This window comes from Pseudomonas sp. FSL R10-1350 (assembly GCF_009600525.1).
Taxonomy (GTDB): Bacteria; Pseudomonadota; Gammaproteobacteria; order Pseudomonadales; family Pseudomonadaceae; genus Aquipseudomonas; species Aquipseudomonas helleri.
The window spans coordinates 1-23,254 of sequence record NZ_WIVR01000031.1 but is presented as its reverse complement, the minus strand read 5'-3'; the positions used below and the strand labels follow the sequence as shown (position 1 = coordinate 23,254).

At 59.7% G+C, this 23,254-nt stretch carries 26 protein-coding genes; 10 read left to right on the top strand and 16 right to left on the bottom strand.

Going from position 1 to position 23,254, the window contains the following annotated elements:
* Positions 1-4 precede the first annotated feature (4 nt).
* Positions 5-1,369, top strand: a complete 1,365-nt coding sequence (locus tag GHO25_RS14955; RefSeq protein WP_153391117.1) for an MFS transporter — start codon at positions 5-7, stop codon at positions 1,367-1,369.
* Positions 1,362-2,546 carry an acyl-CoA dehydrogenase family protein gene (locus GHO25_RS14950; RefSeq protein WP_153391116.1) on the top strand — a complete coding sequence of 395 codons (1,185 nt, stop codon included), beginning with the start codon at positions 1,362-1,364 and terminating at the stop codon, positions 2,544-2,546. The genes GHO25_RS14955 and GHO25_RS14950 overlap by 8 nt, the downstream gene beginning before the upstream one ends.
* Positions 2,547-2,642: 96 nt before the next feature.
* Here GHO25_RS14950 and GHO25_RS14945 read toward each other — a convergent pair whose 3' ends face one another.
* Positions 2,643-3,302, bottom strand: coding sequence for a M24 family metallopeptidase (locus GHO25_RS14945; protein WP_178110098.1), 660 nt, complete (start codon positions 3,300-3,302; stop codon positions 2,643-2,645).
* Positions 3,303-3,396: 94 nt separating this feature from the next.
* Positions 3,397-4,170 carry a helix-turn-helix domain-containing protein gene (locus GHO25_RS14940; RefSeq protein WP_153391115.1) on the bottom strand — a complete coding sequence of 258 codons (774 nt, stop codon included), beginning with the start codon at positions 4,168-4,170 and terminating at the stop codon, positions 3,397-3,399.
* A gap of 124 nt (positions 4,171-4,294) precedes the next feature.
* Here GHO25_RS14940 and GHO25_RS14935 point away from each other — a divergent pair, with 124 nt between their 5' ends.
* The gene (locus GHO25_RS14935) at positions 4,295-5,533 is read left to right on the top strand and encodes an MFS transporter (protein ID WP_153391114.1); all 1,239 of its coding nucleotides are present in this window, start codon (positions 4,295-4,297) and stop codon (positions 5,531-5,533) included.
* Positions 5,534-5,610: 77 nt separating this feature from the next.
* Here GHO25_RS14935 and GHO25_RS14930 read toward each other — a convergent pair whose 3' ends face one another.
* On the bottom strand, positions 5,611-6,501 hold the full coding sequence (locus GHO25_RS14930; protein ID WP_153331772.1) for a LysR family transcriptional regulator: 891 nt from the start codon (positions 6,499-6,501) through the stop codon (positions 5,611-5,613).
* 135 nt (positions 6,502-6,636) lie between these two features.
* On the opposite strand from GHO25_RS14930, the gene GHO25_RS14925 reads away from it, so the two are divergent.
* From GHO25_RS14925 to GHO25_RS14915, 3 genes are read left to right on the top strand one after another with little or no spacing between them, the layout of a single operon-like run.
* Complete coding sequence (locus GHO25_RS14925; protein ID WP_153391113.1) at positions 6,637-7,335, top strand: CoA transferase subunit A; 699 nt, start codon at positions 6,637-6,639, stop codon at positions 7,333-7,335.
* Between the two features lie 49 nt (positions 7,336-7,384).
* Positions 7,385-8,044 carry a CoA transferase subunit B gene (locus tag GHO25_RS14920; protein WP_048369231.1) on the top strand — a complete coding sequence of 220 codons (660 nt, stop codon included), beginning with the start codon at positions 7,385-7,387 and terminating at the stop codon, positions 8,042-8,044.
* Positions 8,045-8,070: 26 nt separating this feature from the next.
* Positions 8,071-9,252 carry an acetyl-CoA C-acetyltransferase gene (locus GHO25_RS14915; RefSeq protein ID WP_153391112.1) on the top strand — a complete coding sequence of 394 codons (1,182 nt, stop codon included), beginning with the start codon at positions 8,071-8,073 and terminating at the stop codon, positions 9,250-9,252.
* A 173-nt stretch (positions 9,253-9,425) separates the two neighbouring features.
* Here the strand turns inward: GHO25_RS14915 and GHO25_RS14910 are convergent, their stop codons facing one another.
* The 7 genes from GHO25_RS14910 to GHO25_RS14880 all read right to left on the bottom strand — a co-directional run bounded on the left by GHO25_RS14910 (position 9,426) and on the right by GHO25_RS14880 (position 13,724).
* Positions 9,426-10,175: a DNA-binding domain-containing protein gene (locus GHO25_RS14910; protein WP_153391111.1), complete on the bottom strand. Its 750-nt coding sequence runs from the start codon at positions 10,173-10,175 to the stop codon at positions 9,426-9,428.
* Entirely contained in the window at positions 10,172-11,023 is an 852-nt protein-coding gene (locus tag GHO25_RS14905) for a DUF692 domain-containing protein (RefSeq protein WP_153326505.1), read from the bottom strand. The genes GHO25_RS14910 and GHO25_RS14905 overlap by 4 nt, the downstream gene beginning before the upstream one ends.
* Before the next feature lie 295 nt (positions 11,024-11,318).
* Complete coding sequence (locus GHO25_RS14900; RefSeq protein WP_048369237.1) at positions 11,319-11,591, bottom strand: hypothetical protein; 273 nt, start codon at positions 11,589-11,591, stop codon at positions 11,319-11,321.
* 35 nt (positions 11,592-11,626) lie between these two features.
* Positions 11,627-12,394 carry an alpha/beta fold hydrolase gene (locus GHO25_RS14895; RefSeq protein WP_153326507.1) on the bottom strand — a complete coding sequence of 256 codons (768 nt, stop codon included), beginning with the start codon at positions 12,392-12,394 and terminating at the stop codon, positions 11,627-11,629.
* Between the two features lie 32 nt (positions 12,395-12,426).
* A complete protein-coding gene (locus GHO25_RS14890) occupies positions 12,427-12,798 on the bottom strand; it encodes a DoxX family protein (RefSeq protein ID WP_153326543.1) in 372 nt (123 codons plus the stop codon).
* A gap of 53 nt (positions 12,799-12,851) precedes the next feature.
* Complete coding sequence (locus GHO25_RS14885) at positions 12,852-13,124, bottom strand: DUF2282 domain-containing protein (protein ID WP_048369240.1); 273 nt, start codon at positions 13,122-13,124, stop codon at positions 12,852-12,854.
* Between the two features lie 195 nt (positions 13,125-13,319).
* On the bottom strand, positions 13,320-13,724 hold the full coding sequence (locus tag GHO25_RS14880; RefSeq protein WP_153391110.1) for a COG3650 family protein: 405 nt from the start codon (positions 13,722-13,724) through the stop codon (positions 13,320-13,322).
* Between the two features lie 116 nt (positions 13,725-13,840).
* Between GHO25_RS14880 and GHO25_RS14875 the strand changes: the two genes are divergently transcribed.
* Positions 13,841-14,296 (top strand): hypothetical protein, encoded by a 456-nt coding sequence (locus tag GHO25_RS14875; RefSeq protein WP_153391109.1) that lies wholly within the window; start codon positions 13,841-13,843, stop codon positions 14,294-14,296.
* A 50-nt stretch (positions 14,297-14,346) separates the two neighbouring features.
* Here GHO25_RS14875 and GHO25_RS14870 read toward each other — a convergent pair whose 3' ends face one another.
* Both GHO25_RS14870 and GHO25_RS14865 read right to left on the bottom strand, forming a co-directional pair.
* Positions 14,347-14,838, bottom strand: coding sequence for a DUF1543 domain-containing protein (locus tag GHO25_RS14870; protein WP_123752089.1), 492 nt, complete (start codon positions 14,836-14,838; stop codon positions 14,347-14,349).
* Between the two features lie 106 nt (positions 14,839-14,944).
* Positions 14,945-15,565, bottom strand: a complete 621-nt coding sequence (locus tag GHO25_RS14865; RefSeq protein WP_048369244.1) for a helix-turn-helix domain-containing protein — start codon at positions 15,563-15,565, stop codon at positions 14,945-14,947.
* 169 nt (positions 15,566-15,734) lie between these two features.
* Here GHO25_RS14865 and GHO25_RS14860 point away from each other — a divergent pair, with 169 nt between their 5' ends.
* From GHO25_RS14860 to GHO25_RS14850, 3 genes are all read left to right on the top strand, one after another.
* Positions 15,735-16,871: an FAD-binding oxidoreductase gene (locus GHO25_RS14860; RefSeq protein WP_048369245.1), complete on the top strand. Its 1,137-nt coding sequence runs from the start codon at positions 15,735-15,737 to the stop codon at positions 16,869-16,871.
* Positions 16,872-16,895: 24 nt separating this feature from the next.
* Positions 16,896-17,273, top strand: coding sequence for a RidA family protein (locus GHO25_RS14855; protein ID WP_153391108.1), 378 nt, complete (start codon positions 16,896-16,898; stop codon positions 17,271-17,273).
* A gap of 89 nt (positions 17,274-17,362) precedes the next feature.
* Complete coding sequence (locus GHO25_RS14850; protein ID WP_048369247.1) at positions 17,363-18,418, top strand: membrane protein; 1,056 nt, start codon at positions 17,363-17,365, stop codon at positions 18,416-18,418.
* 31 nt (positions 18,419-18,449) lie between these two features.
* Here GHO25_RS14850 and GHO25_RS14845 read toward each other — a convergent pair whose 3' ends face one another.
* The 4 genes from GHO25_RS14845 to GHO25_RS14830 all read right to left on the bottom strand — a co-directional run.
* Complete coding sequence (locus GHO25_RS14845; protein ID WP_153326517.1) at positions 18,450-18,617, bottom strand: hypothetical protein; 168 nt, start codon at positions 18,615-18,617, stop codon at positions 18,450-18,452.
* Positions 18,618-19,333: 716 nt separating this feature from the next.
* Positions 19,334-20,797, bottom strand: coding sequence for an aldehyde dehydrogenase family protein (locus GHO25_RS14840; protein ID WP_153391107.1), 1,464 nt, complete (start codon positions 20,795-20,797; stop codon positions 19,334-19,336).
* Between the two features lie 12 nt (positions 20,798-20,809).
* Positions 20,810-22,138, bottom strand: coding sequence for an aromatic acid/H+ symport family MFS transporter (locus GHO25_RS14835; RefSeq protein ID WP_153391106.1), 1,329 nt, complete (start codon positions 22,136-22,138; stop codon positions 20,810-20,812).
* 80 nt (positions 22,139-22,218) lie between these two features.
* A partial coding sequence (locus tag GHO25_RS14830; RefSeq protein WP_153391105.1) for a thiamine pyrophosphate-dependent enzyme occupies positions 22,219-23,254 on the bottom strand: 1,036 nt, incomplete at its 5' end.

Below are 23,254 nucleotides of genomic sequence, written 5' to 3'. Positions count from 1 at the left end.
GCCCATGAATCCGCCCATTGCCTCGCCCGTCACTCACTCCTCGTCGCATGCAGCCGAGGGTTTTGATCAGGCCCTGTACCGCAAGCTTGCCTGGCGGATCATGCCCTTTTTGTTTCTGTGTTTTGTGCTCAATTGGCTGGACCGGGTCAATATTGGCTTTGCCCACCTGCGCTTCAAAACCGACCTGAACATCAGTGATGCCACCTTCGGCATCATTGTCGGGGTGTTCTCCATCGGCTATTTGCTGTTCGAAATTCCCAGCAACTTGCTGCTGGAAAAGATCGGCGCCAAAAAGACCATGACCCGCATCATGATCCTGTGGGGGCTGGTGACCGTGGCGACGGCTTTTGCCCAGACACCCGCGCAATTCTATGTGCTACGCGTGCTGCTGGGCGCGGCCGAGGCGGGGTTTTTCCCGGGGGTGATCCTGTACCTGACGTACTGGTTTCCGGCCAGTCACCGGGCGCGGATCACCTCAAGGTTCATCATGGCGATTGCCGTGTGCGGGATTATCGGCGGCCCGCTGTCGACGTCGATCATGAGCCACTTCGACACCGTGGCCGGGTTCCACGGCTGGCAATGGCTGTTCGTGTTGACCGGCTTGCCGCCGATTCTGGCCGGGCTGTTCGCCTGGTATTGGCTGGACAACCGCCCGGCCGACGCACGCTGGCTCAGCCAGGATGAAAAACGGCGCATCGAGCAAGCGTTGGCCGAGGAACGCGGACGCCGCCAACCGGGCGGCCATCAGCATTTTCTGGGTGCGCTTAAAGACCGCAAAGTCTGGTTTATCGTCCTCGCCTACTGCCTGACCATCATGAGTACCGGCAACGTAACCAACATCTGGGCACCGTCGATCATCCGTGACTCGGGCATTACCAGCCTCAGCCAATTGGGCCTGCTCTCAGCCCTGCCCTACGTCATCGCCGTGGGGGTGATGTTGCTGGTATGTCGCCACTCAGACCAGCAGCAGGAACGGCGCTGGCACTTCACCGTGCCCGGTCTGCTGGCGGCTCTGGCCATGTTGATCTTGCCGCAATGCCTGAGCAGTCCGACCGCGACCGTGGCGACGATGATCCTGATGACCACCGGCTACCTGAGCGCCACGGCGGTGTTCTGGACCATCCCCACGTACTACCTGTCGGACCGGGCAAAAGCGGCGGGTCTGGCCATGGTCAATTGCTGCGGGCAAATCAGCAGCCTGCTGACCCCGATCATGATCGGCCAGATCAAAACCGCCACCGGCGACATTCGCCTGGCCCTCTATATCGTGGCGGCCATGGTCGCCAGCGGCGCCTTGATCCTGTTCTTCGGCGTACCGCGCAAAGCCTTGCGCGACGCCCCTTCAACCCTGGAAAAAACACATGACTGACTACGTCGCCCTGGCCACACAACTGGCAGCGCAGATCCAGCCCGGCGCTGCGCAACGCGATGCCGAGCGCACCCTGCCCCACGAACAAATCGAGTTGATCCGCCAGTCAGGGCTGGGTGCCGCGCGGGTGCCCGCCGAACTGGGCGGTGGTGACATCAGCCAAGTCGATGTGGCGCGTATTTTCATTACCCTGGCCAAGGCTGACCCGTGTGTGGCTCAGGCTATTTTTCCGCACTTCGCTACCGTCGAGCACCTGCGCCTGATCGCCAACCCGGAGCAACAGGCCCGTTACCTGGGGGCTTTCGTAGACCACCAGCTGTCATCGGGTGCCATTGCCGAGCGCAGCGGCACTTTTCGCGGCGAGATCCACACCCGTCTCGAACGTCGTGGCGAGCAACTGATCCTCAACGGCAGCAAGTTCTACAGCACCGGCTGCCTGTTTGCCGACCTGCTGAAAATCCAGGCCGTGGACGAGACCGGCGCCGCTCTGTACGTCATGCTCCCGGCCAATACACCGGGCATCACCCTGCTCGATGACTGGGACGGCATGGGCCAGCGCACCACGGCCAGCGGCAGCACTCTGCTGGAAAACGTGCAGGTAGCGCCCGAACAGGTAATCCCCTTGAGCCAGTGGTATCAACGGCGTAATTACATTGGCGCCAGCGCGCAACTGATCCATTGCTCTATCGACATCGGCATTGGCCTGGCAGCGCTGGACGATGCGGTGTCATGGGCGCGCAACGGCTCACGCCCGGTGCGTGAAAGCGGTGTGCAGCGGGCCAGCGATGATCCGTACATTTTGCACACCATTGGCGACCTTGCCGCCTCCGTCCACGGCGCCGAAGCGCTGGTAGAAAAAGCCGCAGCGGCAGTCGACTTCGCCGCCCGCAGCCAGTTACAGGGCCTGCTGCAAGGCGATGAACTGGAAGCGGTCCTGGCGAAGGCTTCCATCGACGTGGCCGAAGCAAAAATCGCTTCCACCCGTGCGGCGCTGCATGTGTGCGAGCGTTTGTATGAAGTCGGCGGCGCAGCCACCACGCAAAGCCTGCACAACTTCGATCGCCATTGGCGCAACGCCCGTACCCACACCACCCATGATTCGCTGGCTTACAAATACAAGGCGATTGGCGAGTTCCTGCTCAACGGCCGCCACCCACCGATCGCGTTTACGTATTAAGCCCTGATTGGCCCCTGTAGGAGCGAGCTTGCCTCGCGATCTTTAAACGATCAAAAGATCGCGAGACGAGCTCGCTCCTACACAGGGATGAGTCAATCAGGCCAGCAGATCTTCGTAGAAGGCACCGTAGGCTTTGCTCGGGTGGGCGATCTGGATTTCCAGAATCCACAGCCCTTTATTCGGGTAATGATCAAAGTCACCCAAGTCACCGCCCCGGTGGATGGCGTGAGGGAAGTCGCTGACACGGTGGCCCTTGATATCAAGGTTCAGCACCCAGCCCATGTCCTTGGCCTGCTCTTGGGCGTAGCGGTACAACTCAAGCCCCGCCACCTGTTCGTTCTTCCACTTGGCCTGCACCCGCTCAAACAACGTTTTGGCTGCTTCAGCGCAGGCTTTCATTTCAGGGTCGTTGCCGGTCACGAAGGTTTCACCAGCGTCACCTTCGTGCCCTTCCCAGACCGCGCCCATGTCGATAAAGAAAATATCGTTTTCACCCAGCACCGGGTCGCCTTCGGAGCGCTGTTCTAAGGTTTTCAGGGTGTTGGCACCAAAGCGCACCAACAACGGGTGCCAGATGCGCTGCATGTCCAGATCCGCCAGTACCTGCTTGCCCAGCGCCACGGCTTCGGTTTCGTGCATGCCGGGTTTGATCAGCGCCGACAGCGTTTCGATGGCCTTCCAGGTATTCGCCTGGGCGCGACGCATGGCGTCAATGTTATAGATTGGGCCTACGGCCTCTTTGGGTTGTGCACTCACGGTCAGGTCCTGTCTGTGCGGAAAGAATTCGCTGTAGCTCGAACTATATAGCGATCTCTTGAACGAGCAAAAGGTCGCACCTGCAGCACCGTAGTTATTTGAAGAAATTGCTCGGGGTTTTGCCGAATTGTTTTTTGAACATGGTGGTGAATGCACTGGGGCTGTCGTAGCCCAATGACCCGGCGACATCGATGATTTTCTCGCCGACGGCAATTCGTTCCAACGCCAGTAGCAACCGCGATTGCTGGCGCCATTGACCATAGGTCATGCCGGTTTCCTTGTGAAACAGCCGCTGGATGGTTTTTTCATCCAACGCCAGCCGGGCACTCCAGTCGGCCAGGGTCGAGCCGTCGCCAGGGTCACGCTGCAACACGCTGCAAATACTCTGGATGCGCGGGTCGAGCGGCTGCGGCAGGTGCAGCGGCAGCACCGGTAAAATCGCCAGTTCATCCAGAATCAGCTTCATGATCCGGTCTTCTCGCGAGTCGGCCTCGTAAGGCGCACGGATGTCGACCGAGGCCTTGATCAGTTCACTCAACAGCGCCGAAATACTCACAGCACGGGTTTCAGTCGGCAGTTGCGCCACCACCTCGGGCCGCACATACACGCTGCGCATTTTCAGCGGGCCAACGCATCGCACCGAGTGCACCTGACCACTGGGCATCCAGATGCCGCGACTGGGCGGCACCGTCCACTGGCTCAACGCCGAGTGCACCACCATTACCCCTTCAATGGCATACAGCAGTTGATGCTTGGCGTGGGAATGCGGCGCGATAATCCAGTCGGCCGGGTAATCGGTAGCGCTGCAGCTCACTGTCCAGTGCGCTTCATCGACCTCAAGCAGAAATTCTTTCAGCGGTTTGATCATGATTCCCTTTTTGCGACAGTGAGCGCCCGAATTGCGCGAGACAGGCAAATTCGCGAAACCTAGGATAGCCGCTGGTTTGCCTGCGTGCATCCAGTGTCCTTACTCCCTGCCCGGATGATCTTCGATGTCTATAACAAGTACGACCCCGGCGGCTACCAGCAGCCCCAGCAGCAGTCCCAGTGCCTCAGTCAGCAGCCAGTCCAGCCCGTTGGTCATGCGCGTGATCGCCGCATGTGCGCTTGCCCACCTGATCAACGACCTGATTCAGGCCGTGCTGCCGTCGATTTACCCGATGCTTAAGGCCAACTACGACCTGAGCTTTACCCAAATCGGCCTGATTACCCTGACCTTCCAGCTCACCGCTTCGCTGCTGCAACCGGGCGTCGGCTATTACACCGACCGCCACCCCAAGCCGTGGCTACTGCCCGCGGGCATGGTGTGCACCTTGATCGGCATTTTGATGCTGGCGTTTGTTGGCTCGTTCACCGCCATTCTGGTGGCATCGGCGCTGATCGGCATTGGCTCCTCGACCTTTCACCCCGAGACTTCGCGGGTTGCGCGGCTGGCTTCGGGCGGGCGTTATGGCCTGGCACAATCCACCTTCCAGGTCGGCGGTAACGCGGGCAGCGCCTTCGGCCCGTTGCTGGCAGCGGCCATCGTCATCCCTTACGGTCAGGGCAACGTCGCGTGGTTCGGCCTGTTCGCGGCCTTTGCCATCTTGATTCTGTTCGGCTTGAGCCGCTGGTACCGCCACCACCTCAACCTGTTCAAGCTCAAGCAAGGCAGCGTGGCCACCCACGGCCTGTCGAAAAAACACGTGACCGGTGCCCTGGTGGTACTGGCGTTGCTGGTGTTCTCCAAGTACTTCTACATGTCCAGCTTCACCAGCTACTTCACCTTTTTCCTGATCAAAAAATTTGACCTGTCGGTAGCCAGCTCCCAGCTGTATCTGTTCCTGTTCCTCGGCGCAGTGGCAGCGGGTACCTTCTTTGGCGGCCCGATTGGCGACAAGATCGGGCGCAAGGCGGTGATCTGGTTCTCGATTCTCGGCGCTGCGCCGTTCAGTCTCGCGTTGCCTTATGTCGACCTGTTCTGGACCGGCATCCTGAGCATGATCATCGGCTTTATCCTGGCCTCCGCGTTCTCGGCCATCGTGGTGTATGCGCAAGAACTGGTGCCGGGCAATGTCGGCATGATTGCCGGGGTGTTCTTCGGCCTGATGTTCGGTTTTGGCGGCATCGGCGCGGCCCTGCTCGGCCATTTGGCGGACATTCACGGCATTGAGTACGTGTATTCACTGTGTTCGTACCTGCCGTTGCTGGGCATTTTGACCATTTTGTTGCCGTCAACGAAAAAGGTTTAAGGCTTATATAAACCCCTGTAGGAGCGAGCTTGCTCGCGATCTTTTCAAGATCAAAAGATCGCGAGACAAGCTCGCTCCTACAGGGCAGATTTCCACTCATCCTGCAGGCTGTCGAACAGTGCCTGCGCGGCCGCTGACAGTTCATGCCCCGGCTTGGTCAGCACACCCATCGCCCGCTCGACGATAGGCTCATGCAAGGTGATGCAACGCGCGCCCAACTCGCGCATTTGCTCGACGCACAGGGCCGGAACAGCGCTCACGCCCAACCCGCTGGCGACCATGCGCCCGACGGTAGCCAGTTGATGGCTTTCGAACTCCACCGGCAATTTCATCTGCCGCGCCTGCAAATGTTCCTCCAGCAGCACCCGCACCGCCGACGGCCGTTGCAGGGTGATAAATGGCTGCTCCAGCAAGGTTTTCCAGTCAATCACCGTGGCATTCGCCAGCGGGCTGTCACTGGGCACCACCGCCACAAAACGGTCGATGTACAACGGGGTGAATGTCAGTGATGACCCCGGCGCCGGCTCAAACGCGACCCCCAGTTCAACCTGGCGATCACGGACCATTTCCAGCACCTGCTCGTTGATGACGTCGTTGACCGTGACATTGAGCTTGGGATAGCGCAGGCGAAAATGCTTGAGGATGGGCGGCAGCAGGTTGCAGGCAAACGACGGAATCGCCGCCAACGTCACCCGTCCACGTTGCAAGGTGAACAGTTGGCGCATTTCGTCTTCTGCGTTGTCCCAGTCCGCCACCAGCTTTCGCGCCCGCGGCAACAGCGCCTGACCTTCGGGGGTCAGGGCCACGTTGCGCGTGGTGCGGCTGAACAGGCGGCCGCCCAGCCCTTCTTCCAGCGCCTTGATGGTCAGGCTCAAGGCCGATTGCGATAAATGCAGGCGCTCGCAGGCCACGGCAAAGCTCAGGCTTTGCGCCACGGCAAGGAAGGCGCGGATCTGTTTCACCGTCATGGGCGTGCTCTCGTGTTTGATTATTTCGATTTATCTATCAATCAACCGCAAAAATCAATTTAACAAATCAATCCAGTGGAGTAACACTCGTACCATTCGACACACCATCACCCATCAATAATAAAAGAGGTGCATATGGCAGGTTTTGATAAGCGCGTAGCGTCCTACGAGGAAGCGCTGGCCGGGCTCGAAGATGGCATGACCGTGATTTCAGGCGGTTTTGGTCTGTGCGGCATCCCCGAGAACCTGATCAACGAGATCAAACGCAAAGGCACCCGTGATCTGACCGTGGTGTCCAACAACTGTGGCGTCGACGGTTTCGGCCTTGGCATCCTCCTTGAAGACCGCCAGATCAGCAAAGTGATCGCCTCCTACGTGGGTGAAAACGCGCTGTTCGAGAAGCAACTGCTCAGCGGCGAAATCGAAGTCGAACTGACCCCCCAAGGCACCCTCGCAGAAAAAATGCGCGCAGGCGGTGCGGGCATCCCGGCGTTTTTCACTGCCACAGGCGTAGGCACTCCGGTCGCGGAAGGCAAGGAAACCCGCCAATTCAAAGGCCGCGACTACCTGATGGAAGAGTCCATCACCGGCGACTTTGCCATTGTCAAAGGCTGGAAAGCCGACCATTTCGGTAACGTGATCTACCGCCACACCGCGCAAAACTTCAACCCGCTGGCCGCTACGGCAGGCAAGATCACCGTGGTTGAAGTCGAAGAAATTGTTGAACCCGGCGAGCTGGACCCGGCGCAGATCCACACCCCTGGCATCTACGTCGACCGGATCATTTGCGGCACGTTTGAAAAACGTATCGAACAGCTCACTGAGCGCTCTTGATCCCCTGCCCCCAGCCTTAAGCTCTGGATTCAGAGCACGGAGAATAATAATGGCCCTTACCCGCGAACAAATGGCTCAGCGCGTCGCCCGCGAAATGCAGGACGGCTTCTACGTGAACCTCGGCATCGGCATCCCGACCCTGGTTGCCAACTACATCCCCGACGGCATGGAAGTCATGCTGCAATCGGAAAACGGCCTGCTTGGCATGGGCGCCTTCCCGCGCAAGGGTGAAGCCGATGCCGACATGATCAACGCCGGCAAACAAACCGTCACCGCCCGCACCGGCGCGTCGATTTTCTCGTCTGCCGAGTCGTTCGCGATGATACGCGGCGGCCACATTGACCTCACGGTGCTGGGCGCCTTTGAGGTCGACGTGCACGGCAACATCGCCTCGTGGATGATCCCCGGCAAGCTGGTCAAGGGCATGGGCGGCGCGATGGACCTGGTGGCCGGTGCCGACAACATCATCGTCACCATGACCCACGCCTCCAAAGACGGCGAATCCAAACTGCTGTCGCGCTGCAGCCTGCCGCTGACCGGTGCCGGGTGCATCAAGCGGGTGCTGACTGACCTGGCCTACCTGGAAATCGAAGACGGCGCCTTCATCCTCAAAGAGCGGGCGCCCGGCGTCAGCGTTGAAGAAATCGTCAGCAAAACAGCCGGTAAATTGATCGTCCCGGACCACGTCCCGGAAATGCAGTTCGCCTGATCCGCCACAATTTAAGGAGAGAAGTCATGCAAGAAGTCGTCATTGTTGCCGCCACCCGCACGGCCATTGGCAGTTTTCAGGGCGCGCTGGCCAACATTCCGGCTGCCGAACTCGGCGCTGCCGTCATTCGTCAACTGCTGGAAACCACCGGTCTCAAAGGCGAGCAGGTTGACGAAGTGATCCTCGGCCAGGTGCTCACTGCGGGCTGCGGCCAGAACCCGGCGCGTCAGGCGTCGATCCTCGCCGGTCTGCCCCATGCCGTACCGGCACTGACCCTGAACAAACTTTGCGGTTCGGGCCTCAAGGCGCTGCATCTGGCCACCCAGGCAATTCGCTGCGGCGATGCCGAAGTCATCATCGCCGGAGGCATGGAAAGCATGAGCCTGGCGCCGTACGTACTGCCGGCCGCACGCACCGGCCTGCGCATGGGCCACGCCAAAATGCTCGACAGCATGCTGCAAGACGGCCTGATGGACGCGTTCAACGATTACCACATGGGCATCACCGCCGAGAACCTGGTGGACAAATACCATCTGACCCGCGAGCAACAGGACGCCTTCGCCGCCGCATCGCAACAAAAAGCCATTGCGGCCATCGAGTCCGGGCGCTTTGCCGACGAGATCACCCCCATCCAGATTCCTCAGCGCAAAGGCGAGCCGATTTCGTTCAAGGTCGATGAACAACCGCGCGACGGCATCACCGCCGAGGCCTTGAGCAAACTCAAGCCTGCGTTCAAAAAAGACGGCAGCGTCACCGCTGGCAACTCCTCGACCATCAACGACGGCGCTGCCGCCGTGGTGCTGATGAGCGCCGATAAGGCCAAAGCCCTGGGCCTGCCTGTGCTGGCCCGGATCGCCGGTTACGCCAACGCCGGTGTCGACCCGGCCATCATGGGCATCGGCCCGGTGTCGGCAACCCGCACCTGCTTGAAAAAAGCCGGCTGGAGCCTCGACCAACTGGACCTGATCGAAGCCAACGAAGCCTTCGCCGCGCAAGCCCTGGCGGTGAGCAAAGAGCTGGAATGGGACATGGACAAGGTCAACGTCAATGGCGGCGCCATTGCCCTGGGCCACCCGATTGGCGCATCAGGCTGCCGCGTGCTGGTGTCGTTGCTGCACGAAATGATCAAGCGTGACGCCAAAAAAGGCCTCGCGACCTTGTGCATCGGCGGCGGTCAGGGCGTGGCCCTGGCCATCGAGCGCAGCTAACCGCAGGAGTGGCCGCCCCGTCTTCAACGCCGCGCTGTCGCGCAGCAAACAGGACAGCGAATATCTTCAGCATCCCCCAATCGGTTCCCTCTCCTTCGGGAGAGGGCTAGGGTGAGGGGGGCTCTTAGATCAAGATCAAAAGATCGTGAGCGCAACTCGCTCCGACGCCGTTATTAGTCGCTGATCACCCCGACGATTAATTCACTGCCAATCCAGCCAGCCAATAGCTCACCGGCCCGGCCTATCCCCTCATCTTCGCCCAGACGTTCAACCAAGAAATCGCACAACCCGGCAAAACTCCCGTCGTGTTGCAGGTGCTGCAGTGCGTGCAGTTCCAGCGCGTCGACCTGGCGCAGACGTGAGGTGTATTGACGACGCCACACCAGCAACCCGCCTGCCTCGGCCAGCATCGTGGCTTCGGGCGGCGGGGTTTGCTGCCACAAGGCCGACCAGATGGCTTCAGCATTGGTGGTCAAGGCATGGCTGCTCAGCGACGGCGCCAGTTGCAGGCGCGCGGTGTCCCAGTCCACCGAGGCCAGCGCCTCCATCCGCAAGGGCGCAGCGTCGGCGGCGACAAACGCTTCGCTCAGTGACCATTCGATCCACGCCAGTTCGTGTACGTCCGGGTTGTCGGGGAAGACTTCATACAAGGTTTTTTGCAACCCTGCAGGGTACACATCAAGGGTCCAGGCATGCGGCGGATGGCGGTCGATATGGGTGATGCACGCGGCCAAAAAGGCCTCATCCCCCAGCCATTGGCGCAGGTTGGGAAACGCCCCTTCCAGGCAACCTACCAATTGCGCCCGGTAGTTGTTCTGGTACACCGCCAGACCGGCAACATGATTGCCCAGAAGCGCGGCGGATTCATCCGAAGCGTTCACCAGCCAGTTCTGGAATTCCTGCTGCAAACGGGCCAGGTTCATGCTCGCACCTGCGCACGCTGTTTGGCCGCGCTGGCGCCCAATGCCCGGGCGATGGCGAGTTCATCGAGCAGTTCGGACAAAGGTGGAATCTCATCATCACGCTCGATCATGGTGGCCACCGGGCCCAGCCGCTCAATGGCCTTGGCGTACAAGTGCCAGACGCCGCTGCACACCGGGCTGTCATGGCTGTCAATCAACAGGCTGGGGCCCTGGCTGTGGCCCGCGAGGTGCACCTGACGCACGCGCTCGGCCGGTATGCCGTCGAGAAACGCCAGTGCATCAAAGCCGTGGTTGCTGGCGCTGACAAACACATTATTGACGTCCAGCAGCAGCTCGCAGCCGGTACGCCTGGACATCTCGGCAATGAATTCCCACTCGCTCATGGACGCGCCTGCAAAGGCCAGATAGCTGGACGGATTTTCAAACAGCATAGTGCGGCCCAAGGCCTCCTGTGCCTGATGGATATTGGCGCAGACCAGGTTCAGTGCCTCTTCGGTGTAAGGCAGCGGCAGTAAATCGTGGGAGTTGAAGCCGCCGGTGCGCGACCAACTCAAATGGTCGGACACAAACAGCGGTTCAATGGCGTCTACCAGCGACTTGAGGCGCTTGAGGTAATCAGGGTCCAGCCCTTCGGCGGTGCCGATGGACATGGACACGCCGTGCAGCGCCACCGGGTGCCGCTCACGGATCTGGCGCAGGATGTGCAGTGGCTGGCCGCCTGCAACCATAAAATTCTCGGAGATCACTTCGACGAAATCCACGGCGACCGAGGTTTCAAGAAAGTCGCTGTAATGCTCCTTGCGCAACCCCAGGCCATAGCCCGAGAAACGTGGATTGGATGTCGCCATGTGATGTGCTCCAGTGCATCGATAGGTCGTTGAACGCATCCCCTACAGGAACGCAATGCTGTTCACTTAAGCGATATCGGCCTCTGTGGGAGCGGGCTTGCTCGCGATGGTCGTTAACGATGACGCGTTTTTGCCGAATAAATGAGGCGCTCTGAAAAGCATCGCGAGCAAGCCCGCTCCCACCCTTGGGTAGCATTGCTCTTAAGTGAACTGCATTGCCGCAGGAGCAAGCTTGTCTCGCGATCTTTTGATCTTTAAAAAAACGCGCGACAAACTCGCTCCTACACCGGGCAGGTTACTTGGCTTCGGTGGTGGTGCCGCCCAGTTTCAGGCACTCGGACGGGGTTTTCACCACAACGCCCTGGCCTTTGCAGCTATTGAGGCCTTTACAATCGTTTTTCGACGTGGCGCACTGGCTTTCGCCTTTACAGCTGTTGACGCCGTAGCAGCGGCCAGGTTTCTCCTGCTGGTCGGCAGCGCTGGCGGCCGTAGCAAAAGATGCGGATGCCATAGCGATCAGGGCAGCAGCAGTGGCAAGGCTGACGCGGGATTTCAAAGAAGTGCTCATGGGGGTGTCTCCAGGGTGTTTTTTGGTGTTTTGGGTTAGTTAATAACTGATGCAGCGTCTTCGATCACTTTGGCCACCGCTTCGGGCTGGGAAATGTACACGGAGTGGCTGCCTTTTAGTTCAGTGACTTTGGAACCGGCGCGCTTGTACATCCAGCGCTGCAAATCGGGGCTCAAGGCCCGGTCTTCGGTAGAGAGCACCGCGTAGGTCGGCTTCTTGTGCCAGGCGGCGTCCCACACGGTGCCGCCGAACAATGCGGTGGTGGCCGGGACTTGCGAGGCCGCCATAAAGTCGGTGCGATTGGTGGTCAGGTCAGCGGCAAAATCATCATGGAACTTGCTGCGGTCCACAAACAGATGGCCGTCGCGGCTCTGCTTGATGTCATTGCTTGGCGCAGGCATGGAGTTCAACAACTGGGACATGTTCTCGCCCACTTCCGGCTGCAAGGCCGAAACGTAGACCAACGCCCTGACCTTGCCCCGGTCCCCGGCAATCGAGATCACCCCGCCGCCGGAACTGTGACCTACCAGCACCACCGGGCCGACCTGTTGCTCCAGCACTTCACGGGCTTCGGCTACGTCTGCCGCGAGGCTTTCATGGCCCTGGTGCACCACGGTGACCTTGTAGCCCTGGTGGGACAGGATGTCGTGCACCACTCGCCAGCCGGAGCCGTCGACAAACGAGCCAGGCACAATCACCACGTTTTTGCCGGTGCCGGGCAACGTCTGCGGCTTTTCAGCCGCCGAAGCCAGCATGGGCGCCGTCAGCGCCATGGCGATGACCAGAGAAGACAGAACACGCATAAAGACACTCCACAACATTATTGTTAAAGGGTTCACACACGCCGACGGCGCAACACGTTGTCCAGCGACCAGGCCCCGCCACCGCAGGCCAACAGCGGTAACAACAACCCCGCCCAGGTCAGGTGCGTCGGCCAGGCGTCGGGGTAGACAAACACCTCAATCACCAGGGTCATGCCCAACAGTGCAGCAGCAGACAGGCGGGTCATCAGGCCCAGCACCAGCAACAGCGGGAACGCATGCTCGGCGTATGCCGCCAGGTGCGCCGCCCATTCCGGGGGGATCACAGGCAAGGCGTATTCCGAGCGAAACAAGGTGTAAGTCGACTGTTTGAGTTCCAGAAAACCGGTGACTTTGGTACGGCCCGAGATGAAGAACACCGAGGCGATACCGACACGGGCCACCATCAACAGCAATGCCTCAGGCAATAACCGCTTGAGCACCGCCGGGGCCGCGGCAATCACGGTTTTTCCGTCAGGCTGCCGTAGCCTTTAGGGGTTTTGATCTGGGTGCAGGTGCCTTTGTCCACCAGGATCCAGGCGTTGCCCTGATAGTCAGCTGTGGCAGTACCGGCGCACGAGGTGCCTTTACCCGCGGCACAATCATTGGCACCGGCCAGCGACACGCCGAAGCATTTCTCTTGGGGTTTGGCATCATCAGCGTGGGCAGCACCGGCAAAGGCACCGAGGGACAGAGCGAGGGTGGCGGCGAGAGCGGCGTAATGGCGCTTCATTGTTATATCTCCTGGCTTGACTGAATGTGTCCGTAGCGCAAGTTCAGGTGAGTGATCACTTGCGCTATCGGGTAGACAGATTTAAAGCCAGGCGTGTATCTGGTCTGTGTCGCGTTCGACCGTTAACAACCTGCGGGTGTATCAGCGTGGGGTTGGTACACAGTGTGATACACAGCGAGTGCGTTCCCCCCTGAATCAGTTGCCTTCGCCAGCACAACCGCTGTTGCGTTCTCCGGCATAAATCCAGGTAGACGTGTGGGTGAACGTCTCACCCGACATCGAGTCGGTGCAGGGTTTTGGCTCGATCACCAGGCTGAACGCCTTGCCCTGATCGGTGCCGGTGTAGGTCGTGCGATCCCCCGACACCACCTTGTCGGCATGCAATTGCCGACCCTCTAAATGATCCGGGGTAATCCAGGCCAGGATGTCGCCATTGACCTTGAGGGTCCAGAACGGCTCGTTGCCTCGGGCGACAAACTGCCGGGCTGCGCCCGTTGCTTCAGGGGCCGAGGTGCTGACCGAGGGCACATGCTGGCTGCATGCGCTCAAAAGCAACGGCAACACAAGCGCCACGAGGGGCGTCATCACTTCCTTTTTCATCACGTCATTCCTTAAATGAGTCCGTTGGTCACCCTAGCAAATCAGCATGCAAGACGCATTGCGGCGGCTGAAAAAACCCTGTTACATACGCGCATCCCTCGCCATGGACTGCCCGGATGTTTAACTCGACCTCGTCATTAAAAACCTTGAGCGTCAGCTTTTTATTGATGGCCAGTGCCGCACACGCCGACCCCCATGTCGCGCCGGGTGCTGACTGGGCCAAGGTGGTGCAGGCCGTGCTGTCGGTGAGTAGTTGCCAGAACCGGCTGGTAGAGGCCGACCGCGCCAAATGCTACAAAAACAACAGCGCGCAGGCTTGCCGCGACATACCCGAGGGCGTCCAGAAAGAAAACTGCATCATCGAGTACTCATACAATCGCGTACCGCAAAAAACCGGCATGCCTTCCCACCCGCCCCTCGTCATCTCCCCCTTCAAATCAGACGGCCAGGCGCTGAACAACACCGCCTCGGTGAAAGCGACGCCACTGCCGGCAGAAAGCGCGCCGGACGAACTCGACTCAAAAATAAAGTTTTTGTTGCATGACCAAGGGCAAGCGCGTGCTGTGCAGTAAGCGGTGATAGAACAATTGCCTGCAGAAGCTGCGGCTGTTGCTGATACACGCTAAATAACGATGTAGTCGTTGTGCTGAATCACACCCCGGTGCTCGCCCTCAACCAGATGAATGTAGCGCCCGCTCACCTGATCAATCGGCAAGCAATCATCCACATCCAGCAGCGCGTCGGTGTGGGCCTGTTGCCAGTGTTTGAGCATGTGCTGTCTGGCCCTGGATTTCGCCTGGTTCTTGTCCTGGGCAACCACCAGCAGGTAATGATGGGCTTCACCAAAGGTATTCGCCTCGTAGCCACCCAGGTTGATGAAATACAAACGCGGCGAACCTGGCAGCGGTGCCAGCGGGCTCAGCTCAACCTTCCAGCCTTCAACGCCGTCAACGCGCATCCAGGCGTCGATGTGCAAACCTGCCGGGTTGCCAAACCAGCCCTGACGCAGTTGCGGGTAGGTTGCTTCCAGGCTGTCGGCGATGGCAAAAACCACGTCATGAACTTCGATTTTGGCTCGGGGATGCTTGCCCCCGAGCATAACAACAAACAGCATTTCAGCTCTCCAGAAGATCACGACCCGGGCGCCATAGTACGCGGCGTGCGTTGCGCTTTGTGTGATCCGTTTAACGGTGCCATCGCAAGCTCTGGCTTCGCAATTGCTACTCGGACATCACCACCATCACTTGCGCATCTGCCTCGTCTTCACTTTCAGACAGGTAGATATGCCCAACCCCGCTATTGAAATAGGCTGTTTCACGGACACCGATGCTGATCGACTCGCCCGTTTCGAACTGGATGCGCACCCTTCCGGCAAGGACTAAAGCAAACTCTTGACCGGCATGGCGAATGTAATCGTCAAACTGGCTCAATTCGCGGGCAAATACCCTGACGTACATGGGCTCCATGCGGCGCCCCGGAAAGTCCCCCGCCATCGGGTGGTAATCGTAATTGCCGGTGCTGTACCCCGCCGTGTTATCGAGAGGTGAGCTGACCACGGTGGGTTGCAACAGGTCATTGTGCTCTCGGGGCAGGCTGAACAATTGGGCGATGTCCGTGCTCAGCGCCCGCGCAGCAGCCGCCAATTTTTCATAACTCACCGACACTTGCGCCAATTCCATTTTCGACAAGGTCGAGAGTGCGACGCCGGAACGCTCGGAGAGTTGTTTAAGGGTCAATTTTTGATTTTTGCGAATCGCCCGCAGACGTGCACCCACCTGGGTACGGTCAATCAGGGAATGGGCTGTGGCGCTCGAGGAGGAAGGGTCTCGATCGGAACTCATGCAGGCTCTCTGTCGGGCAAATGAAGGCGTCTGGGACTGGTTCCAGGCGCGAGTCTGGATATTACCTCACCCAGAAGGCTTGACTGCTAAATTCTCATATCCTACATTTCTCTTATATGAGAATTTAGAACCCTGCATCACAGGGCACTTTCAAACAGGAGATCCAGGCATGCACGACAACGAATGTTTTGACTACGTCATCATCGGCGGCGGCATAGCCGGAGCCTCGCTAGCCTGGCGATTGTCTGCACATGCCAGTGTTGCAGTGCTTGAGCGCGAACCCCAACCCGGATACCACTCGACCGGTCGCTCGGCGGCGATGTTTATGGAGGCCTACGGCACTCCACAAATCCAGGCATTGACCCGTGCCAGCCGGGCTTTTTACGAGCAACCACCGACAGGCTTCACCGAGCATGCGCTGCTGGAACCACGGGGCTGTTTGTACGTCGCGAATCATGAACAGCGGGCATTGCTCAAGCAGACATTCGAAGCGAGTCGAGCCCACTCTGACAATGTGTCATTGATCGATGCCGAACGTGCGCTGGCACTGGTGCCTTGCCTGCACCCGCGGGTCACTGCAGGCGCCATGCTTGAAACAGCGGCACGTGATCTGGATGTAAACGCTCTACATCAAGGCTTTCTGCGGGCCATGCGCCAGGCCGGAGGGGTGTTGCAGTGTGACGCTGAGCTAAGCACTGCAAGCCGTCAGGGTGCTGTCTGGCATCTGCTGTTGAAGGACGGCCGCGCGTTACGCGCACACAATCTGGTGAACGCTGCAGGCGCCTGGGCCGATCAGGTAGCTCAACAATGCGCCGTAGCGCCCATTGGGTTACAACCCTGTCGGCGCACTGCCTTCACATTCGACGGCCCCAAAGGCATGGATTTCTCGCAATGGCCCGCCGTCATCGGTATTGACGAAAGTTTCTACTTCAAACCGGATGCTGGCCAGTTACTGGGCTCACCTGCCAACGCCGACCCCGTTGCCGCACACGATGTGATGCCGGAAGAACTGGACATTGCCACCGGCATTTACCACATCGAAAACGCCACCACGCTGAGTATTCGCCGCCCACGTCACAGCTGGGCAGGCCTGCGTTCGTTCGTCAGTGATGGAGACCTCGTCGTCGGCTGGGACAACCACCGGGACGGTTTCTATTGGCTGGCGGCTCAGGGCGGTTATGGCATTCAGTCGGCAGCCGGGGTTTCACAACTGGCCTGCGCCCAACTGCTCCATCAAGCCCTGCCCGAAGAATTGCGCAGCCAAGGTGTCGATCCACAACGCCTGGCCCCCGCACGTTTGCGTTAATCCCCCTGACCCAGAGGTCCTCTTATGTCTGACACGATCAAGCGCTACCCCAGCCATCTGCCCTTCCCTTTCTCCAGGGCGATACGCGTGGGTGACTTCCTGTTTCTGTCCGGGCAAGTGTCCATGAATGCGCAGGGTGAAGTAGTACGCGGTGATATCAGCGTACAAACCGAAGCGGTGATGACCCGCATCAGCGAGACACTGGCCGAGTGCGGCGTGGGCTTTGATCAGGTCGTAAAGGCCACGGTGTGGCTATCGGACATGCAGCACTTCACCGGTTTCAATGAGGTCTACAAGCGTCATTTCCCTAACGGCTTCCCGGTGCGCTCCACCGTCGGCGCCCAGCTTGCGCTGGGGGTCGATGTCGAGGTCGAAGTTCAGGCCTGGCTAGGCGCCAGTTAATCCAGGGCATCGACTGTCAATGCGCTATCCCGCAGGTCAGTACCACCGCCTGCTACCAGCATAAAAACAATAAATCGAGGGAAGTCGTCATGAAAGAAAGTCTAAAAATCGCCGGAGCGTTTGTAGGCGTGATAGTCGGTGCTGGATTTGCTTCAGGCCGGGAGCTGATGTTGATGTTCGTCAGCTTCGGCGTCTGGGGACTGGTGGGCGCAGTGATCAGCGCCGCGTTCTTTACGTTTCTCGGGATGGCACTTGCCGGCATGGGCAGCCGATTACAGGCCACGTCGCACAAAGACGTGGTCTATAACCTGTGCGGGCGCTTTCTTGGGACTTTTGTCGACCTGATGATTACCTTTTTCATGTTTGCGGTGACTGTGGTGATGCTGGCGGGCGGTGGCGCGCTGTTGGAGCAGCAGTTCGACATACCGGCGATTCTGGGCAGCATTATCGTGACCGTAATCGTCGTGGCCGTTGTGTGCCTGGATGTGCACAAAGTCATTGGCGTCATTAGTGCAGCAACTCCTTTTCTGATTCTTACCGCAGTAGGAGTAGCACTGTACGGAGTCGCCACTCGCGACCTGAGTTTCCCGGAGCTCAACCAGTTGGCCAGCGAGCAGGAGGCCGGAGCGAATCATTGGTTACTGGGCGCCTTGCTGTACGTGTCCTACAACATTGTTGCCGGAGTGCCCATTTTGGCGATCATGGGTGGCGCCGCAAAAACCGAGAAGCAGGCCATGATGGGCGGCATCATCGGCGGTGCATTGTTGGGTTTGCTGATGCTGGTCATGAGTCTGGGGCTGCTTTCACGCCTGGACAGCGTGGCGGACTTGCCGATGCCGATGCTCTCGATTGCGACTGAAGCCTCGCCTATTCTGGGGCTGCTCATGGCCGTGATCATTTTTTGCATGATCCTCAACACGGCCGTAGGCACGCTGTATTCCTTTTGCGCGCGCGTGCTGCCGGTCGGCACCCACAAGTTCCGCCTCGGCTCCGTCGCCGCCGGCGCAATTGCCTTTGTCGGTAGTCTGGTCGGGTTTATCAGCCTGGTAGGTCAGGTGTACCCGCTGTTCGGCTACCTGGGTTTCCTGCTGATCGGTGCCGTACTGATTGGCTGGTTCCGCGCACGTCGACTGGTCACGGCCTGATCTTGAGCGCCTACTGCAGCGGGCAAAAAACCTATTTTTTGCCCGCTGTCCTGAACAGAGGCAGTGCCAGAAACAGCAGCCCGCCGCCCAGAAGCGTGGTGCCGAAACTGGCATGACCGGCCACTATCATTCCCAGCCCCGCGACGATCCCTGCCAGGCCGACAATTCGAATATTTTTGTCCGGTGATTTCAGTTCCATGCTGTCTGTACTCCCTTTGCGATTACCACACAGACTAGCAAAACTTGAGGCGAGCTTGCCAGACTGCGGTTTTACGCCTGTTTTATGAGGTAACCGACGATTGGTATGACGTTTGTCATGGCAAGGGAACTTGAGTTCTAAACTGAGTCCAATGAGGTTCTTATCGACTCAGGATTGCCAAGATGAACGCCACTTCCTCACACGGCTGGGTCTGGGCTTACCGAAAAGTCCGCAGTTTGCAATGCTCACGCCTGTCGTCTGCCTACAGGGCCACTTTGTATGTTTTACGGGGAGATACCGGCACGTTTCACAGTGACTTCAGTTGGCAGAAGAATCGTATCCGGCGATGAAGCCCTGAATACCCCCATTCCCACTGTAGGAGGGACCGCCCCGTCTACGACGCCGCGCTGTCGCGCAGCAAACAGGCCACCGAATATCTTCAGCATCCCCGAATCGGTTCCCTCTCCTTCGGGAGAGGGCTAGGGTGAGGGGGGCTCTTAGATCAAGATCAAAAGATCGCGAGCAAGCTCGCTCCTACAAAGCCTTTAAAATCAATCACTTATTTTATGTTTGATAGGAGCGAGCTTGACCTTGGGATTTATCGCAGCCTTCGTGCCTCGGCAGCGACTACGGGTTCTGTAGGAGCGAGCTTGCCTCGCGATCTCTTGACCTTAAAAGATCGCGAGGCAAGCTCGCTCCTACAAGGACCCCGGCGTTTAAAACGGGTAGTGCCGTGGCGTGTGTTGCACGCTGATCCAGTGGTCACGGGTGAATTCGTCAATCGCCCAGTCACCATTGAAACGGCCAAGCCCTGAGTTCTTTTCACCGCCAAAAGGTGCGTTGGCTTCGTCGTTGACCGGGATGTCGTTGACGTGGGTCATGCCTGCTCTCACTTTGCGGGCAAAGGTGACGGCGCGTTCCAGGTTGGTACTGAAGACTGCACTGGAAAGGCCGAATTCGGTGGCGTTGGCCAATTCCAGGGCATGGGCTTCGTCGCGGGCACGGATCAGCCCCACCAGCGGGCCGAAAATTTCATTGCGGGCAAGGTCCATGTCGACGGTAACTTCGCCGTAGACATGCGGCGCCATCAAGTTTCCATTACTGCCGCCTTCAAACAGCGGACGGGCCCCTTCAGCGCGGGCCAGTTCGATCTTTTCATGCAGGCCCTGCAGCTGTTTGGCGTTGATGACCGGGCCGATCACGGTGTCTTGCAGGTTAGGGTCGCCCACCTTGAGCCCTTTGACCCGCTCTACAAAACGCTCGGCAAAGGCCGAATACAAACGCTCGTCGATAATGATGCGGTTGATCGCCATGCAGATCTGCCCCTGGTGCAGGAATTTACCAAACACCGCAGCATTTACCGCCTGCTCCAGGTCAGCGTCTTCCAGCACGACAAACGGGCTGTTGCCGCCCAACTCCAACGCGACGTGCTTGAGGTGTTCGCCGCCGCTGGCGATTGCGCCAATACCGCGACCGACCGGGGTCGAGCCGGTAAAGGTGATGAGCGACGGCACCGGGTGCTCGACAAACGCATCGCCAATTTCACTGCCCGCACCCACCACCACACTCAATACGCCAGCCGGCAATCCGGCCTCTTCAAAGATGCGCGCCAGCAGCAAACCGCCACACACCGGGGTGTCGCTGGCCGGTTTGATGACCACAGCGTTGCCCAGCGCCAGCGCCGGGGCAATGGAGCGCTGGGTCAAGTGCAGCGGGAAGTTCCATGGACTGATAACGCCGACCACGCCAAGCGCGCTGCGATACACCCGGCTCTCTTTACCCGGCACGTTGGACTCGACGATTCGCCCGTGAACCCGCGCCGGGAAGGATGCCGACTCCAGCGCAATGGCCCGTGCCGCGCCCCATTCCAGTTGCGCCTTGAGCCGGGTGCTGCCGGACTCGCGGATGAGCCAGTCGATGATTTCGTCGCGGCGCCGGTCAAACACCGCCACCACCTCATGCAACACCGCCGCTCGCGCCGAAGGCCCAAGCGCAGCCCATTGCGGCTGCACCTCGGCAGCCTTGCGATAGGCAGCGTCGAGGTCGGCCCGGTTAGCCTGAGGGATTTCCAGCAGCAGCGAATCGTCGAACGGGTTAGTCACCCGCAGGTGTTTGCCGCCCGTGCCTTTACGCCACTCTCCGGCAATCGGTTGCAGATGAAAATCGCTGTAATGGGTCATGTCATGCTCCTTTTAAACAGATTCAGAGGCTTGGGTAACGGAAGACGTGGGGCGTACGTGAATGCACACGATGGCCAAAGCACCTACTACTCCGGGCAACGCGAACGCCAAAAAGTTCTGCTGGAAGGGCAAATCCAGCGCCAACAGGCTGCCACCGAGCATCGGCCCGGCAATGGCCCCGAGGCGGCCAATCCCGGCGGCCCAGCCCACGCCGGTAGAACGGATGTGCGCCGGATAAGAAATCGAAGCATAGGCATGAATCACCGCCAGAGTACCGATGTTGGTTGCGCCGGCAATCAGCAACAGCAGGTTAAGCAGGATCGGGCCGGGCTTGAAGCCGAGGGCGGCCAACGACAGTGCCGCCAGGACGAAAAACAACGCCAGAGTGCGCTGCACACCCAGACGGTCCGCCAGCCAGCCGCCGAACAGTGCGCCCACCGTGGCACCCACGTTGAGGGTCACCAGAAACGCGAGGCTCGAACCCAGGGGGTAACCACCGTGCGCCATAAGCTTGGGCAACCAGGTATTGAGCCCGTAGCTCATCAGCATGCACATGGCGAATGCTACCCACAGCAACAAGGTGGCCAGCGCCTGACCTTTGCTGAATAGCTGCGGCAGACGGGCAGCGCGGGTCTGTTTGTCATTGACCGGCAGGCTCAACGCAGTGCCGGGGCGATACGCCGGGTCGACTTTGACCAACAGTTGATCGAGCTCGCCACGGCGCCCCTTGAGGGCCAGAAACGCCGCCGACTCAGGCAGGTAACGCAGCATAAATGGCACCGCCAACACCGGCAGGACGGCCACGTAAAACACCGCCTGCCAGCCCCACTGCGGGATCACCGCAATCGCCAGCAAGGCCGACAGCACCGCGCCCACCGAGTAGAAGCTCGACATCACGGTAATCATGGTGCTGCGCCGCCCTTCGGGGGCGAACTCGCTGATCAGGTTGATCGCACTCGGCACCAGCGCGCCTAAGGCCAGGCCCATCACCAGACGGCAGGCGCCCAGCTCGAAAGGCGTGGTGGCGTGCCCGGTGAGAAACGCCGCCAGGCTGGCCAGCAAGGTGGTGAGGATGATCAGCTTGCGCCGTCCAAAACGGTCGGCCAAGGGCGCAATCAAGGTGCCGCCGAACAGCATGCCGAACAGCGCGCAACTGCCCAGGGTTCCGGCTTCGATCGCAGACAATTGCCAGTCCTGCATCAACTGCGGCACCACCGAGCCATAGATCACCATGTCGTAGCCATCGAACAGCATGATGAAACAGCCCCACATCAGTATCAGCAGGTGCGTGCGATTAAACGGTGCGGCGTCGATCACTTCACTGACGGAAGTTTTATTCATAACCACCTCTTTTTTTATTGTTGTTGTCGTGCGGTATCAGGCCCGTTTCCCCAGACAAGGCTCGGGCCTGACGTGGGCTGCTAAGGCTCGATGGTGAGCGTCGGCACCTCGATCAAGACCGGGCGCTGGCCCGCCAAGGCCTCAGCAAATGCCGCGGCAAACTGCTCGGCGGTGTCGGTGCGCACGGCGTGTACGCCGTACCCCTGGGCAATCGCGCAAAAGTCCAGGCCCGGCACATCCAGCCCCGGCGCATCGCTGACGCTCAATACATCGGCAAACCAGCGCAAGGCACCGTACGTACCGTTTTTAAGGATGATGAACACCACAGGGATGCCATATTGCGCCGCCGTCCACAGCGCCGTAATGCCGTAATTGGCCGAGCCGTCACCAATAATGCCGACCACCCGCCGCTCTGGCGTGGCCAGTTGCACGCCGACCGCCGCAGGCAAGCCAAAGCCCAGGCCACCGGCAGCCGGAAAGAAGTAACTGCCCGGCTCGCGCATTTCGACGCGCTGCCAGAACGCCCCAACGGTTGATGTGGACTCCTTGACGTAAATGGTGTCTTTAGGCGCCAGTTGGTCGATCAGATCAAAGACAGTTTCCGGGCGCAGCAAACCACCCTCCTCGACCACCGCTGGCGGGCGCGGCAAGGCCTGGGGCATTGCCCGCGTGCCGGGTGCAACCTCGGCCACCAGGGCTTCAAGGGTCAGAGCAATATCCGCCACCAGCGCATCGCCCATTGGCGCACGCGCCGCCTCGCCCGGATCACAGGTGATGTGCAGCAGTTGCGTGCCCGCTGGCAGGTAATCACCGGGGGCGAACTGGTGATAACGAAACACCGGCGCGCCCACCACCAGAATCACGTCATGGTCCGCCAACTGACGGCTGATCCCGGCAATCGCCGCGGGAAGCACACCGCGAAAACACGGATGACGCGTCGGGAACGGGCAGCGCGATGCCGAAGGGGCCACCCAGACGGGCATGCGCAGTTTTTCCGCCAGTTGCACGGCCAGCGCGTTGCTGCCACTGCCATCTACGTCCGGGCCGAGCACCAACACCGGGTTACGCGCGCTCGACAGGCGCTGCGCCCAGTCGTGCAACTGCGCAGGCGACGGC